This is a genomic window from Arcobacter sp. ISO1 (assembly GCF_058105185.1).
The window spans coordinates 1,459,219-1,474,711 of record NZ_CM176573.1 but is presented as its reverse complement, the minus strand read 5'-3'; the positions used below and the strand labels follow the sequence as shown (position 1 = coordinate 1,474,711).

Below are 15,493 nucleotides of genomic sequence, written 5' to 3'. Positions count from 1 at the left end.
CAAGGAGAATTTTGATACAATATCCCTAAATTTATACAAATTAGGGAAGCTTTATGAGCATTATAAAAAATGATTTTGAGAAAATGAATATTAATAAAATAAAAAATGCCAAAAACAATAAAAAACTAACGATGATCACTGCCTATGATGCACTTTTTGCAAGACTTTTTGAAGAGATAGCTGATATGATTTTAGTTGGAGATAGTTTAAATATGAGTTTTGCGGGGGAAAATGACACCCTTTCAGCAACACTTGAACAGATGATTTATCATACTACTGCTGTATGTAAAGGTGCACCAAAAGCCTTTGTTATTTTAGATATGCCCTTTGGGACATACATAAACAAAGATGAAGCACTTAGAAACTCAATTAAAGTATACCAAGAAACAAGTGCCGCTGCCATTAAAATAGAAGGTGGTGAAGATAGAGCTGAGATAATTAATCATCTTACTTCAAATTCAATTGCGGTAATGGGACATATTGGTTTAATGCCTCAATATGTAAGAAGTGAAGGTGGTTATAAAGTTAGAGGAAAATCAAAAGATGATGAAGAGCAACTAATAAGAGACGCCATTGCAGTTGAACAAGCAGGTGCTTTTGCAATTGTAATTGAAGGTGTAAAAAGTGAAGTGGCTAAAAAAATCACCCAAGCAGTTTCTATCCCAACAATTGGAATTGGTGCTGGGAATGTAACTGATGGTCAAGTTTTAGTTTGGTCTGATATGTTAGGTTTCTTTGAAAGTTTTAAACCAAAATTTGTAAGACACTATTTAGATGGAGCAAATTTAGTAAAAGAAGCTGTAAACCAATATAGAAGTGATGTTCAAGATAGCTCTTTCCCATCAAAAGAAGAAGAGTACTAATGGAAAGAGTTGTTGAAGTAGAACAAATATCTTTTGAAGAGGATAATGCTGAAATAAATCTACGTCCTTCCTCTTGGGATGATTATATTGGTCAAGAGAAAATTAAAAAAAATCTAAAGGTATTTATTCAAGCTAGTAAAAAAAGAAATGAAGCCTTAGACCATATTCTATTTTATGGACCTCCGGGTCTTGGTAAAACTACACTTTCATATTTAATTTCTAATGAAATGAGTTCAAATATGAAAGTTACTGCTGGACCTATGATTGAAAAAAGTGGAGATTTAGCTGCTATTTTAACAAACCTTGAAGAGGGAGATATTTTATTTATTGATGAGATACATAGATTAAGTCCAGCTGTTGAAGAAATCCTATATCCAGCGATGGAAGATTATAGACTTGATATTATAATAGGCTCAGGACCAGCAGCTCAAACTGTAAAAATTGATCTTCCAAGATTTACTTTAATTGGGGCTACGACAAGAGCAGGAATGTTAAGTAATCCATTAAGGGAAAGATTTGGAATGCATTTTAGAATGCAATTTTATAACCATGAAGAGTTAGCGAAAATCATCCAAAAAGCAGCAGTCAAACTTGGAAAATTTTGTGAAGATGATGCTGCATTAGAGATTTCAAAAAGATCTAGAGGAACTCCAAGGGTTGCTTTAAGACTTTTAAGAAGAGTAAGAGATTTTTCAGAAGTTGAGAATGAAGATAGTATTCATATAAAAAGATGTAAATATGCACTTGATGAATTAGGTGTAAACGATAGTGGATTTGATGAAATGGATTTAAATCTCCTTGAACTTCTTGTTTCCAATAAGGGAAAACCAATGGGGCTTTCAACTATTGCAGCGGCTCTTAGTGAAGATGAAGGAACAATTGAAGATGCTATTGAACCTTATCTTTTAGCAAATGGTTTTATTGAAAGAACAGCAAGAGGAAGAGTTGCTTCAATTAAAACATATGAACTTTTTAGACTTTCATATCCAGGAAGTGAGAAACTAGATTCAAATGAAAATCAAGGTCAACTATTTTGAAACCACAATATTTTTTAGTAGCCTTAACTATCGTTACACTATTTTTTATGCTCGAGCTTTTTGAGCCATTTATAAAACCTATGATAGTTGCTTTATTATTAGCAGTTGCTACTAACTCTATGAATATCTATTTTAAAAGGTTAATTCCAAACAACTTTTTAAGTTCAAGTTTAATGACAATATTTTTGACTGCAATATTTTTTGTACCTGTATTGTATTGTATCTTTTCATTTGCAACACTAATTAATAAAATTGACCAAAAAGCCTTGTTTGAAATTTTTAAAGTTACTCAAAACTGGGTTGAAAATTTACCTGAAGATTTTAATTTTATAAAAGATCAATTAAATCTTATATTAGAAAAAGTTGATATTCCTCAATTTATTCAAAACCTTTTTTCTATAGGTGCATATTTAGGTAAAAACTCTGCAAAATTTATTATTGATATGATAATGATTTTGGTATTTTTCTTTTTCTTTTCTTTCTATAGCTCAAATTTAGCAAGATATTTTAAAGAAGCTCTTCCTCTTAAAATGGAAGATTCAAATGCTTTATTTTATGAATCATCAAATGTAATGAGCGTTGTATTATACTCAATTTTGGCAACAGCTATTTTAGAAGGTTTCTTATTTGGCTTTTTTATTGGCTTCTTTGGTTATGATGGAATTTTACTTGGGGTTTTGTATGGATTTGCTTCTTTAATCCCTGTTATTGGAGGCCTTGTCATGTGGCTTCCTGTGGCTATTTATGAGGTTTTTGCAGGAACTATAACAAGTGCCATTGCTATTGTTGCATATTCTATTATTGTAATTTCTATAATTGCAGATACATTTATTAAACCAGTTATTATAAAATATATAAATCATAATATTGTAAAAACACCAACTAAAGTAAATGAATTATTGATATTTTTCTCAATTGTAGCTGGTCTTTCAACATTTGGTTTTTGGGGAATGATTATTGGTCCAGCAATGGTGACTTTCTTTATCTCATTATTACAATTACTAAAAAAGTTTAGTAACGATTTTTATAGTATTGAACAAACCCTTGAAAATAAAGGTTAGGAATAGAAAATAATTCTATTCCTCTCCAGATTCAAGTTCACCTTGGTAAGTCATAATTCCATAATCATAATTTAATACTGTTTTATATCCATTACTTAACATAATTCTTTGGCAATATGCACTTCTACTTCCACTGTGGCAGTATAAAATAATTGGTAACTCTTTTTTATCTTCAATTTGATCTAATGACTGATAAAAAGAAGTTGTAGGAACTAAATAATCAGTCCCTTTAATTCTTGTACCAACCCATTCCATCCATTCCCTTGTATCAACAAGTAAAAAGTCAACAAACCCTAATTCTCTTGCTTCTAATAAGGCTTCAACTTCAGAAGCATTAACCTGAGATTTTGTTAATAAAGCCTCGCACTCTTCCTTTGAGATACCCTTTGAATGAATAATCTCTTCTTTTAAATCACTTTTATCTTCTAATGATTTAGCATATTCGGGAGTACAAAAAATTGCACAATGGCAGTGTCCTTGAGAAGGGATCTCTTTAGTTAATGCAGGGGTACAGGGACAAAGTCTATTATCTTCTATTTTTCTTTGCTCAGCAGTTTCACCAACAACCATAAAACATGGGCAATATCTTTGATTATATATAAGTTTATTTCTTGTTAATCCCATTTGTATTGATTCATTTACATCCATTTCAGGATTATAAACAAAACCATGTTCCTCACAAACTTTATCGGTAAATTGTTTTGTTAATTCAAGTTGAACTTGGAACTCTTCACTCTCAACATCAATCTTTTTTATCATTATATGTCCTAATTTCAAATATAAAAGGAAGTATATAAAAGATTAGTTTATATTTAGTTGGTAAATAAAATTTAATTAATTTGATTCTATAAATTCTTTGAATATTTCTAAGATATCATCTTTTGATTTTTCAAACTCTACAGTTGAGTTAAAACTTTTTAACTTTTCACTTTTAAAATCACTTAGATACTTAACATTTTTATATCCCATAGACCATTTAGGGAAAAGTCTTTCATCAATATCTTCTTCATATAAATCAATTATATTAGTATGTCTTTCATCATTAGAAATTTTTTCATATATACTTAATACATTATCTTTTTCACCTTCTAAACATTGTAAAAAAGTTCGCCCCTTTACAATTAATAGGCCAGTAACATCTTTTTTTTGATTATTAATTCTAGATTTTTCTAGTATTTCTTCTAACTCATTGTCCTCAAAATTTTTTGTTGAAGAACTAGTATATAATATTCTATACATCATAAAGCTCCATACATGTTTTAATTTATATAATCATAACAAAAAAGTGTATTTAAATAGTATCAAAAATTAGAAAAATAAAAAGAGGAAAACCTCTTTTTATTATAAAGTAGAAATAAATGTAGCTAATGCTTTTATATCATTATCAGACAGAGTTGTAACTTGACTTTTCATTACACCTTTCATAGCTCCACCATAAGTGTCATTTTTATATCCATTTAAAGCATCTATTGTTTTTGAAACTTCCCAACCTTTTATGATTTGAGATTTTCCTAATGCAGGATTTTGTGCATTTGCTCCATGACATGCAGCACATTTCATATACAGACCTTGTCCTTTTGCAACTAAGTCATCTTTACTTGCTGTTACCTCTTCTACTTTTGCTGCAACATCATTTACTGTTTGGGTAACTTTTTCTTTTGTTGTATTAGCAGCTTTTTGAACCTCTTTTGTAACTTCTTCTGTAGTTGTAGCAACTTTTTCACTTACACTTTTAACTACAGGGCTTGCAGCATCAACAATCTTTTTTGACTCTTCCATAACTTTTGAAGCAACATTTGAAGTTGATTCTTTAACTTGATCAACTAAATTTGATTCAGCAGTTTTTTCTTCTGAAACCTCTTTCTCAACCTTAGTTTCTTGTTTTACTATCTCTTGTTTAACATCTTCAACAACATTTGATTCAGCAGTTTTATCTTCACCACATCCAGTTAATAATGCAATTGCAACCACAGAACTCAATAAAAATTTTTTCATTTAACCAACCTTTTAAAATAATTTAGAATTTTACTTTTTTAAAATTAAAAAAATATTAATAACATATTATATATTTATTGTGTAACTATTGTGCTACAGCTTCTAAAGGTTTATATGTAAATTTAAATTCTTCTTTAACAAAGTCAATTTTAACTTGACCACCTTTTTTAAGTTTTCCAAATAAAATCTCATCTGTAAGAACATTTTTAATTTTATCTGAAATTACTCTTCCTAAAGGTCTAGCTCCCATTGCTTTGTCATAACCAAGTCTTGCAAGCTCATTTTTAGCCTTAGTAGTAATAGAAATCTTGATCTTTTTATTAACCAATTGTTTTTCTAAATCTTCTACAAATTTACCAGCTACTTGAGAAACAACCTCAGGACTTAATGATGTAAAGCTAACCATTGCATCTAGTCTATTTCTAAACTCTGGAGCAAAGAATTTATTAACTGCTTTATTTTCATTTAATGAGTCATCCTTAGCAAATCCCATAACATTTGCTTCTGCTGCACCTAAATTTGATGTCATAATTAAAATAACATTTTGGAAATCTGCTTTATTTCCACTATTATCAGTTAATTCTGCATTATCCATAACTTGAAGCAAAATTGACATTAAATCTGGGTGTGCTTTTTCAATCTCATCTAGAAGTAAAACACAATGTGGGTGCTTTCTGATGGCTTCTGTTAATAATCCACCATTTTCAAATCCAACATAACCTGCAGGAGCTCCAATTAATCTTGAGATTGTATGAGCTTCCATATATTCACTCATATCAAATCTTTCAAAATGGATTCCTAATTGATTAGATAACTCTTTTGCAACTTCTGTTTTACCAACACCAGTAGGCCCTGTAAAAAGAAAACTTCCAATAGGTTTTTTATCAATATTAAGTCCTGCTTTGTTTCTTTTAATTGATTGAGCAATAGTACTAATCGCACTATCTTGACCAAATACTCTTTTTTGCATCCTTTTTTCAAGGTTTTTAAGTAATGAAACATCAGACTTAGTTGCAGCTTTTGATGGTATGTGTGCCATTCTTGCAACTGTATCTTCTATATCTTTTTGAGTGATTTTAATATTGCTTTTATTCACACTTGAATATTGAATTTTCTTACTAGCCCCAACCTCATCTATAACATCAATGGCACTATCAGGTAAAAATCTATCAGTAATATATTTTTTACTAAGTTCAACTGCCATTTCAATTGCAGTCTTATTATATTTTACACTATGATACTCTTCATATTTTGGTTTTAAACCTTCTAATATAGAAACAGCATCCTCTAAAGATGGTTCATCTATATCAACTTTTGCAAATCTTCTTGATAAAGCTTTATCTTTTGAAAAATCATTTCTATACTCTGCAAAAGTAGTAGCACCTATACACCTTAATTTTCCATTTGCAAGCATTGGTTTTAAGATATTAGAAGCATCCATAGCACTCCCGCTTACGCTTCCAGCACCAACAATTGTATGAATTTCATCAATAAATAAAATTGCATTAGGAATAACACTTACCTCTTTTAGTAAAGATTTTAATTTTTTTTCAAAATCTCCTCTATATTTAGTCCCTGCTACCATTGATCCCATATCTAAAGAGAACACTTTCGCATTTTCTAAAAATTCTGGAACTCTTTTATTTGCAATCTCTAAAGCTAGTCCTTCTGCAATTGCAGTTTTACCAACTCCAGGTTCACCAACTAAAATTGGATTATTTTTCTTTCTTCTTCCTAAAACTTGGATAACTCTTTGGATTTCATTTAATCTTCCAATAACAGGATCTATTTCCCCTTTATTAGCTAAGGCTACTAATTCTGTTGAGTTTTTATCTAGTACTTTATTTTCTTTTTCAGCTCCTGGCTTAGAACCAATTTCACCCTCTTCTAAATCATCTTCTTTATGAGAGATTTCCTCAAGGATATCAACTCTTTCAACACCTGCAGATTTTAGAATAAAAGTTGCATATGATTTTTCATCTTTTAAAATAGCTACAAACATATCTTCAACACTGGCATTTCTTCTTCCGCTTGCTTGTGCACTTGCAACCATATTCTCAATAATTGAAGTTAAAGTAATAGTTTCTATTGGCTCATCTTCAATATTTTCAGGATATATTGGTGTGTTTTCATCAATATGCTTTTTAATGTCATTAAATATTTTATTTTGATCAAGACCTAAATCATTAAATAAGTTTTCTATAACCTCGTCATGAATCAACATTAAAAAAATATGTTCAATGGTTAAATATTCATGCCTACTTTTTTTTGCATAACCAACAGCCTGTGCAAATATATTTCTTAATTCTTTACTAATCATAATTTTACTCTTCTTCCATGATAGCTTTTAAAGGGAAACCCTTTTCTCTAGCCAATGTTTTAACCTGAGCTACTTTTGTAGAGGCAATTTCATGGGTATAAATCCCACATACTTCTTTGCCATTGTTATGAATATTAAGCATTATTTGAGTAGCTTGGTCAACTGTCTTTCTAAAAATTCTTGTTAATACATCAATAACAAAATCCATAGTTGAATAATCATCATTCAACAATAAAACCTTAAATTTTTTTGGATCTGCTACTTCTAAATTACTATCTAGTTCAATTTCTAATTCGTTTGCCAAAGTAATACCTTCTAAATTCATTTATTGTATATATTATAACAAAAAACTCCTAATGAAGGTAAAACAAATTGTTTATTAAATAATTTAAAGATTTTTTTATTTTTTGATATAATCCCCTTTTTAATTGATTGGAGAGATATGATTTTATTTATTAGTGCAACAAATACAGATGTGGGGAAAACCTATGCCTGTGAAAAAATTTTAAAACATTACTCAAATAAAGGTTTAAAAGTTGGATATTTTAAACCATGTGAAACTGGTGTTGTTGATACACCCCTTGATGGAACAAAAATGCTTGATTTAGTAAAAAAGCTTAACCCAGATTTTGATTTAGATATAAAAGAAGTCGTTCCTTATCAATTTAAGCTACCTGCAGCACCTTATGTGGCAAAAAAAGATTCTGATATAGATATAGACTTTTTAAAAAAGCAAGTAATATATTTAAAGTCTTTTTGTGATGTATTGGTTATTGAAGGTGCAGGAGGATTAATGGTACCCATAAAAAAAGACCTATTTATAATCGATTTAATTAAAGAGTTTCAGGCAAAAGCTATATTAATAAGCCCTTCAAAACTTGGTTGTATAAATGACACCTTACTTTCAATTGAAGCTTTAAAAAATAGAAGTTTAGATTTTGATTGGTATATAAATCTTTATGAAGATAAAGATAGTTTTGATGAAGTAAGCAGACCTTTTTTAAAAGATTATTTTAAAGAATTAAAGTTTTTAAAGGATTTAGATTAACTCTAAATCCTCTCTTTTATTTTTGTGTAATAGTATGCAAATACAAAAAATCCCATACCAATAAAAATTGTAATTAAATCTAAAGATATTAAATCTGCCATAATTCCTATAAAAAATGTTGTCAAAATATTTGAAACCATAAAAATCATATCATTATAAGAAATAACTCTACCTAAATACTTTTGTTCGACATTTTCTTGAATTAGAGCATAGGTGTATGACCAAATAGTTGTTGTCATGAAGCCTGTTAAAAACACTGTAATTAAAGCATAATAAAAATTAAACTGAAAAAGTCCCCAAAGAATAATTGCAACTCCTTGAAAAATAAAAATATAAGTTAAAGTATCTTTATTAACCTTATTTGTTATAAAAAATGGTCCAATCATAAGAGCAAGGGCTCGTATTGCGTTTGTAATCCCAATTGCCAAAGGAACTGCAATAATTGTTCTATATTCATTTTTTGCTAAAAGAGTAACCAAGGCATCAAAGGCAGTTAAACCAACAGAAGAGTGAAGAATTATCAAATGTAAAACTATTTTATGGTTTTTTATATATAAAAACCCATCTTTTATCATAGATGAAATTTTTTCTTTAGTATGAATAATCTCAATTTTAAAATCTATATTCAAAAATATAATTATTGCTGTAAGGAAAAATAAAATATCAATTATAATTGCAGTTTTGATTCCATAAGCATTTACAACTAAACCACTAATTCCCATACCAGCAGCATAAGTAAATGACCATATAATTGAATGTATCTCATTTGTTTTTTGTAAAGCTTTCCCACTAACTAATTTGGGAAGTAAAGACATCTCTGTAGAAAAGAACATTGAAGCACTTCCCATTCTAATAAATATTAGAATCATCAAAATCCAAATCTCATCTTTTGAATCAATAGTAAGAAGTAAAGCTGTCATAATAAGTTCAGTTGATAAAAGTACAAACATTAAAGATTTAATCTTAAATCTATCAATTATCGCACCTGAAAGGGGAGCTATTAAAACAGCAGGAAGAAGGTGCATTGCTGTTACAACTGAAATTGCTAAAGAAGATGAACCAAACTCTACAAGCATAGTATAAATTGCAACATTAGAAAACCATGCACCAAAATATGCAACAAATTGCAACAAAGTTAATTTTCTAATAATGGGATTATTAGCTAATAATTCATAATAATTCAAGTCGTACTAAAGCCTCTTGGAATATTGCAGAATTTGACAATTCATCACTTTTGTGGCTTGTTAAATAGTTTGCTTTTTTATTTCCTGCATATAACGCTATACAGTTTTCTTTAATATCATCATCAAATTTGACAATAAAGTTTGCTTCTCCAAAAGCTGTTGAAGCTTTTACTTCATCTTCTTCATCAAAACCACAATTTGAATTTAAATATAAATAATTATCATATGTAAATTGTGAATTCAAGTTCTCTTTTTTCTTTCTAAAAAGTAAATAAAATTGATTTTCATCTTTATCTTCATATAAACTATCAACTTCTATATCTTCAAGAAAATTAAAATTTTCTACATGATAGTTTTTCTTAGGCTTAAAGCTTTTATAGTAGTTTATTACTTCATCTTCAGATATTAAATCCTCAAAATTATATTGCTCAAAAAGATATTCAGTAAGTTCATATTCTGAAATTGTGTTTATATTTTTATTTTCTATAATATTTGAAACTGCTTTAAATTCATGTCCATAAGATAGTCTAACATCTTTTTTTGTTTTAAAATTAGATGCAGGAATGATAACATCTGCATATTCACAAGTATCATTAAATGTAGTCCCAAAAAATATTACAAAACTACTATTTAGACCTTCTATAACTCTTTTTGTATTTGGAGCTGAAACTACAGGATTAGCTCCTTGTATAAAAACTAAATCATATTTTGAAAAATCAACCTCTGGTAAATCAACTTTATTTGACGTTTTAGATTCAAACTTTTTTTCATATCCAAAATTTGAATCACTTAAATACCAAACTCCACCTTTATTTTTATTATGAAGACCAATAAAAGCTGCAAAAGAGTCTATTGCCCTAAAAATATTTGCACCCTCATAATATTTTTGTGGTCCAATTCCCAAAAGAATTGAGATTGATTTTCCTTTGATTAATTCAAACATTTTAGAAACATCACTTAATGAAACTCCCGTAGTAGCTTCATAAGAAACTATAGGTCTTTGCTTAGCTAAGTCAAAAAAATCTTCTGCCCCATTTGAATTGTTTTTTATAAACTCTTCATCTTCTAAATCTTCCATATAAGCAAATCTTGTAAATAAAAGTGCTAATTCGTGGTCAGTTTTTGGATTGATTTGAAAGTGTATTTCACTTTTTTTTGCTATTTGTGTTTTTACTGGGTCAATGGTGATAAAAGTCTTGTCTTTTATAAGATTATACATATGTGGTGAAGTAACACTTAGATTTCTTCCCCAAACAATAATGATATCTGAATCAATTAAATTTTTAATTGGTGGGTTTACATTACAATCTCTACCTAATGATAGACCTTCATCCCCTGCCCCATTACATAAGCTCCCTTTTGTAAGAGTAGCACCATATCTGGCAAAGAAAGTTTTAGGTGAGCTTTGCATAACTCCTAAATTTCCAGCACCTTTATAAAAAAGTACTTTTTTAGGCTCAGTCTCTTTTAGTTTTTTTCTTAGTAAATTAAGTGATTCATCCAAATTAACTTTTTTCTTATCTATAAATGAATTTTCTAAAAAATTTTCTTTTAATAAATTTGCAAAATTTATACAAAGTTTTGATTTTGTAATTGGGTGTGCTTTATTTGCCTTAATATTTTCACCATCTAAAATTGCTTCGCATGTATCAAAACAATCAAGTGGGCAGGCAATAGTATTTAAACTATTTAAATTCAACTTTTACTAACCTAGAAAAAACTTTTGGATTATCAATAACAATTTCAACTTTATAAGATGAAATATGTTTTTCATCGGCAACTTCAAATATTTTATTTATTTTTAAAGAGCTTTCTTTTCCATCTAGATATATTTTTTTAGATTGGATTTTTTCAATTTCGTCTATTGGAACAAAAATCTCTAGTTTTCCTTTACTTAAATCTTTTGATTCATAAAGAAGAGTTCCTGGTGTAACATAAGTTCCTTTTTTAACTGCAATATTGTAGATATAATTGTTTTTCTCAACAAGTCTTTTATTTTTTATACTATCTTTTAAATTTGCAATTTTTATTTCAATATCAGCTTTTGTTACTTGATAATTTATCACTTTTATTTTTTGATTATCTTTTTCATATCCCGATTTAGAAGTAACTTTTAGAAGTCTATTATAGTTTTTTTCTTCAACCTTCATCATTTCCTCAATAGCTTTTAACTTCTTTTTTGATTGATCTAAGTCTATTCTATCAACATATGAATCTATTTCAATTATTTTTGTGTTTTTTGCTTTTTTACCCTCTATTTTACTATTAGAGAATATCACTTTTCCACTAACTGAAGATTTTACTTCAAAACTTTCAATTGGCTGTAATTTTGCATAATATTCACTTGCAAATGCTGAACCTAACATAACTAATACTACTAATAAATATCTCATATTTACCTCTTATAAATTTAACTGTGTAATTTTTTCTAAAACTTTCTTTTTTAGAACTTTAAATTCTAAATCAGATTTTTCACATTCAAAAATTAGATTATCAAGTTCCGTATCCTTTTTTAAATAAGGAATCAAAACTTTTAATAAATCTAATCTATCTTTGGAAGACTTAATCAACTTAGTTAACGATGTTTCTTTTGTTTTCTTTTTTGATTTTTGAAGTTTAACGTAAATATATAAACAAAATATTAATAAAATAGATAATACACCAAATAAAAAGTATTTAATTTTTTCAATTAAAGGAAACTCTTTTTCTATAAGAACTTTTTTCTGTTTTTCTATAGGCTTTTGTAAAACTTGATCTTTTTGTTTTTTGCCATTTACTTTTATTTTAAAACTTTTAGTTTTTAAAACTTTTACTTTATTCTCTTCTTTATTAAAAAACTTTAATTCAAAAGGTTCTATTTCAAGTGAATTATTTGGAACTATTGAAAAAACTTTTGAGTATTTTCCTTCATATTTATTATCTTTAAATTTAGTTTCAATTTTTGCTTTATTATCATAAATTGTTGTGTTTGGAATATCAAGTTTAAAATCTTCTATATCATCAAAATTTCCAGAACCAGTAATTTCTAATCTGTAATTTATTGATTCCCCTAAATTAACCTCATTTTTATCAATAGTTGCATTTAAAGTAAAATCACCAATTAAAGTTACATCATTTGGAAGAGCTTTAACATCGAAGATTAAATTATTTGAATATACTTTTTTTAATTTTGGAGCTGAACTAAAAAATGTAAAATTTGAGGAGCTACTTGTATCAACCATTTGAACATCAACTCTTAAAGGTTTAATCTCTAAAGTTCCACTTTTTTGAGGGAATAAAAGAAAATCCAAATCTTGAACCATATACCCATTATCTTCATATCTTTTATTTGAATTATCAATTTTTTTATACCAAAAATCCTCAAAATGAGGTGATTCAAAACCTAAATTTGTTATTTGTAAACCTCTTTTATATTTAAAAGTTAGTTTTACTATTAATGATTCACCCACATAAAGTTTCTCCTTAGAAGGTGTAATTGTTAAATCAAAATTATCAGAATTTGTTTTTTGGATTTTTCTTTCAACTACTATTTTTTCTTCTGACTTAACCTCTTTATCATCTATTTTAAAAACAAAAGAAGGAATTGTAAAGTTTTTTTTAGGAACTATTCTAAATCTTTTTAAAATCTTTTCATCATAGTTTCCATTTATGATTTGTAAAGATCTTGATGTACCTAAATCTTCAACGATAAGTCCATCTATTTCTTTAATCTTAGGAAAATCTACAGAACTACCTATTGCTTCATACTCAAAAATATAAGATTCCCCATTTATAAAAGAATCAGGAGCTTTTAGTATTACACTCGCTTGTAAAAAAAATGGGAATAAAATAAATGAAAAAAAGAAAAAAAGTTTTTTCATTAGAACTCCAATGTTCCTTCAATAGCAAAGTTTGCTCTTGAATCTAATTCTGCATGGGATAAAACTGCTACTTGTAGACCAAATTTCTCATAAATTTCTGAAATTCTTTTTCTTAATAATGGGTCTACAACCATTGCAACTTTACTAAACCCTTTTGCCTCAACTTGTTCTAACATCTCTTTTGTTTTTGTTACAAGATTATTTATTTCTGCAATTGATAACATAAGCTGAGAAACCCCATGTTGTTCTTGCAGTTTTCCAATAAATTGTTGCTCTATTTCAGGTTTTATTGTAATTATATGTAAAGTATTATCTGTATCTTTAAATCTATCTGTAATAAGTCTATAAAGCTTGCTTCTTACATGCTCTAAAAGAACATCAGGAGCTTTTGTAAACTCTGCAATATCTGCAATTGCTTCAACAATAGTTAACATATCAACAATCGGTATTTTCTCATGAAGTAAATCTTTACAAACCTTTAATAAAGAACCATATGAAGTCACTTTCATGGCTTCTTCTACAACAATTGGGAAATCTTTTTTCAATCCTTCAACAATATCAACAATATCTTGTCTAGTGATAATATCTTCAGAATGTTTTTTTATAATCTCTGAAATATGTGTTGAGATGATTGTTGGGGCATCAACTACGGTAAAGCCTTTCATTAATGCATCCTCTTTTTGCTCCACATCAACCCAGGTAGCCTCAAGATTAAATACTGGTTCTTTTACCCTTAGACCTTTTAATTTTTCATTTCCAACCCCACCCATGGCAAGAAGTTTATTTATCTCAACTCTACCTTTTGCAATAGGGATTCTTTTTAAATAAAGTTCATATTCATTTGGTGATAAATTTGGATCGTCCGCAATTCTAATTTGTGGAATAATAAATCCAAGTTCCGAGGCAATAGTTTTTCTAATTGCCCTAATTTTATCAAGAAGTTCAGAATCCCCTTGAACAAGTTGTAAAAGTCTAATACCAAGCTTTAGTTCTAAAACTTCAAGCTTCATAATATTTTCCATTACTTGTTTTTCATCAGGGGCAGCAGCTTTTCTCTTTTTCTCTTTTAAGTCACCAACATTTTCACTTGGCTCAATTTTAGATGTTGATTTTGCAGTTGGTTTTAGTAATCTTGTAACTGCATTATCCTGATTATCTTCAATCATATAAATTGCATATCCAATAAAGACTAATAAAAGTCCCATTATTGCTAGAATACCCGTTGGGAAACCTGGAACAAAACCAAATAGAACCATACCAATTCCAACTAAAATTAATGATTTTGAATCTTTTACAAGTTGAGAAATAGATTGATTAGCAAATTTATCTTCATCCATATTTGAACGTGTAATAATAATAGCAGTAGCAGTTGAAAGAATAAGTGCTGGAATTTGAGCTACAAGTCCATCACCAATAGTTAAAATTGTATATATTTCGCCACTTTCACTTACAGTCATATCGTGTTGAAAAAGACCAATTAAAAGTCCCCCAATTAAGTTAACCATGGTAATAATAATACCAGCAACGGCATCACCTTTTACAAATTTTGATGACCCATCCATTGCTCCATAAAAACTTGCTTCTGTTATAAGCTCTTTTCTTCTTTGTTGTGCCTCTTTATCATCAATAAATCCTGCATTTAAGTCTGCATCAATTGCCATTTGTTTACCAGGCATAGAATCAAGAGTAAACCTTGCAGTAACCTCTGCAACCCTTGTAGCACCTTTAGTTACAACCATAAAGTTTATAAGAACTAAAATAATAAATACAATAATACCAATTACCATATTTCCACCAACAACAAAGTCTCCAAATGCAGAAATTATGGAACTTACTGCCTCAGGACCATTATGTCCTTCACTTAGAATTGACCTTGTAGTTGCAATATTTAAAGATAACCTAAATAGAGCTAAAATAAGTATTATTGTAGGGAAAGTTGTTAAATCAGCTGGTTTTTGAATATATAATGAAATAAGTAAAATAAGTAGCGACAAAGATAAAGAAACTATCAAAAAGAAATCTAATGCCCCTTTTGGTAAAGGGACAATGATAATCATAAGAATTGACACAAAAAGTGCAACTACAAATAAATCTTTTGAAAAAAACCTTCTTAAATTCATCTACT

At 28.5% G+C, this 15,493-nt stretch carries 14 protein-coding genes; 4 read left to right on the top strand and 10 right to left on the bottom strand.

Features of this window, described 5'->3' with window-relative positions; genetic code table 11:
* Positions 1–53 precede the first annotated feature (53 nt).
* Genes panB through AC2TY9_RS07275 form a run of 3 tightly spaced genes read left to right on the top strand, consistent with a single transcriptional unit; the run spans position 54 to position 2,961 of the window.
* Positions 54–863: a 3-methyl-2-oxobutanoate hydroxymethyltransferase gene (panB, locus tag AC2TY9_RS07285; protein WP_489780284.1), complete on the top strand. Its 810-nt coding sequence runs from the start codon at positions 54–56 to the stop codon at positions 861–863.
* Positions 863–1,900, top strand: coding sequence for a Holliday junction branch migration DNA helicase RuvB (gene ruvB, locus AC2TY9_RS07280; RefSeq protein ID WP_489780283.1), 1,038 nt, complete (start codon positions 863–865; stop codon positions 1,898–1,900). The genes panB and ruvB overlap by 1 nt, the downstream gene beginning before the upstream one ends.
* Complete coding sequence (locus AC2TY9_RS07275) at positions 1,897–2,961, top strand: AI-2E family transporter (RefSeq protein ID WP_489780282.1); 1,065 nt, start codon at positions 1,897–1,899, stop codon at positions 2,959–2,961. Before ruvB ends, AC2TY9_RS07275 begins: the two co-directional genes overlap by 4 nt.
* A 15-nt stretch (positions 2,962–2,976) precedes the next feature.
* Here AC2TY9_RS07275 and AC2TY9_RS07270 read toward each other — a convergent pair whose 3' ends face one another.
* From AC2TY9_RS07270 to clpS, 5 genes are all read right to left on the bottom strand, one after another.
* Positions 2,977–3,720, bottom strand: a complete 744-nt coding sequence (locus AC2TY9_RS07270) for a ferredoxin-thioredoxin reductase catalytic domain-containing protein (RefSeq protein WP_489780281.1) — start codon at positions 3,718–3,720, stop codon at positions 2,977–2,979.
* A gap of 75 nt (positions 3,721–3,795) precedes the next feature.
* A complete protein-coding gene (locus AC2TY9_RS07265) occupies positions 3,796–4,203 on the bottom strand; it encodes a BLUF domain-containing protein (RefSeq protein WP_489780280.1) in 408 nt (135 codons plus the stop codon).
* Between the two features lie 99 nt (positions 4,204–4,302).
* Complete coding sequence (locus AC2TY9_RS07260) at positions 4,303–4,956, bottom strand: c-type cytochrome (protein ID WP_489780279.1); 654 nt, start codon at positions 4,954–4,956, stop codon at positions 4,303–4,305.
* 85 nt (positions 4,957–5,041) lie between these two features.
* Positions 5,042–7,276 (bottom strand): ATP-dependent Clp protease ATP-binding subunit ClpA, encoded by a 2,235-nt coding sequence (gene clpA / locus AC2TY9_RS07255; protein WP_489780278.1) that lies wholly within the window; start codon positions 7,274–7,276, stop codon positions 5,042–5,044.
* Positions 7,277–7,280: 4 nt separating this feature from the next.
* Positions 7,281–7,580 carry an ATP-dependent Clp protease adapter ClpS gene (gene clpS, locus AC2TY9_RS07250; RefSeq protein WP_489780277.1) on the bottom strand — a complete coding sequence of 100 codons (300 nt, stop codon included), beginning with the start codon at positions 7,578–7,580 and terminating at the stop codon, positions 7,281–7,283.
* A 138-nt stretch (positions 7,581–7,718) separates the two neighbouring features.
* Between clpS and bioD the strand changes: the two genes are divergently transcribed.
* Complete coding sequence (gene bioD / locus AC2TY9_RS07245) at positions 7,719–8,324, top strand: dethiobiotin synthase (protein ID WP_489780276.1); 606 nt, start codon at positions 7,719–7,721, stop codon at positions 8,322–8,324.
* Between the two features lie 2 nt (positions 8,325–8,326).
* Here the strand turns inward: bioD and AC2TY9_RS07240 are convergent, their stop codons facing one another.
* The 5 genes from AC2TY9_RS07240 to flhA are packed head-to-tail and all read right to left on the bottom strand — an operon-like array spanning position 8,327 to position 15,488.
* Positions 8,327–9,508, bottom strand: coding sequence for an MFS transporter (locus AC2TY9_RS07240; protein ID WP_489780275.1), 1,182 nt, complete (start codon positions 9,506–9,508; stop codon positions 8,327–8,329).
* Positions 9,495–11,207, bottom strand: coding sequence for a molybdopterin-dependent oxidoreductase (locus AC2TY9_RS07235; RefSeq protein ID WP_489780274.1), 1,713 nt, complete (start codon positions 11,205–11,207; stop codon positions 9,495–9,497). The genes AC2TY9_RS07240 and AC2TY9_RS07235 overlap by 14 nt, the downstream gene beginning before the upstream one ends.
* Positions 11,194–11,901, bottom strand: a complete 708-nt coding sequence (locus tag AC2TY9_RS07230) for an efflux RND transporter periplasmic adaptor subunit (protein ID WP_489780273.1) — start codon at positions 11,899–11,901, stop codon at positions 11,194–11,196. The genes AC2TY9_RS07235 and AC2TY9_RS07230 overlap by 14 nt, the downstream gene beginning before the upstream one ends.
* A gap of 9 nt (positions 11,902–11,910) precedes the next feature.
* A complete protein-coding gene (locus tag AC2TY9_RS07225) occupies positions 11,911–13,368 on the bottom strand; it encodes a BatD family protein (protein WP_489780272.1) in 1,458 nt (485 codons plus the stop codon).
* Positions 13,368–15,488 (bottom strand): flagellar biosynthesis protein FlhA, encoded by a 2,121-nt coding sequence (gene flhA / locus AC2TY9_RS07220; RefSeq protein WP_489780271.1) that lies wholly within the window; start codon positions 15,486–15,488, stop codon positions 13,368–13,370. The genes AC2TY9_RS07225 and flhA overlap by 1 nt, the downstream gene beginning before the upstream one ends.
* Between the last annotated feature and the right edge of the window lie 5 nt (positions 15,489–15,493).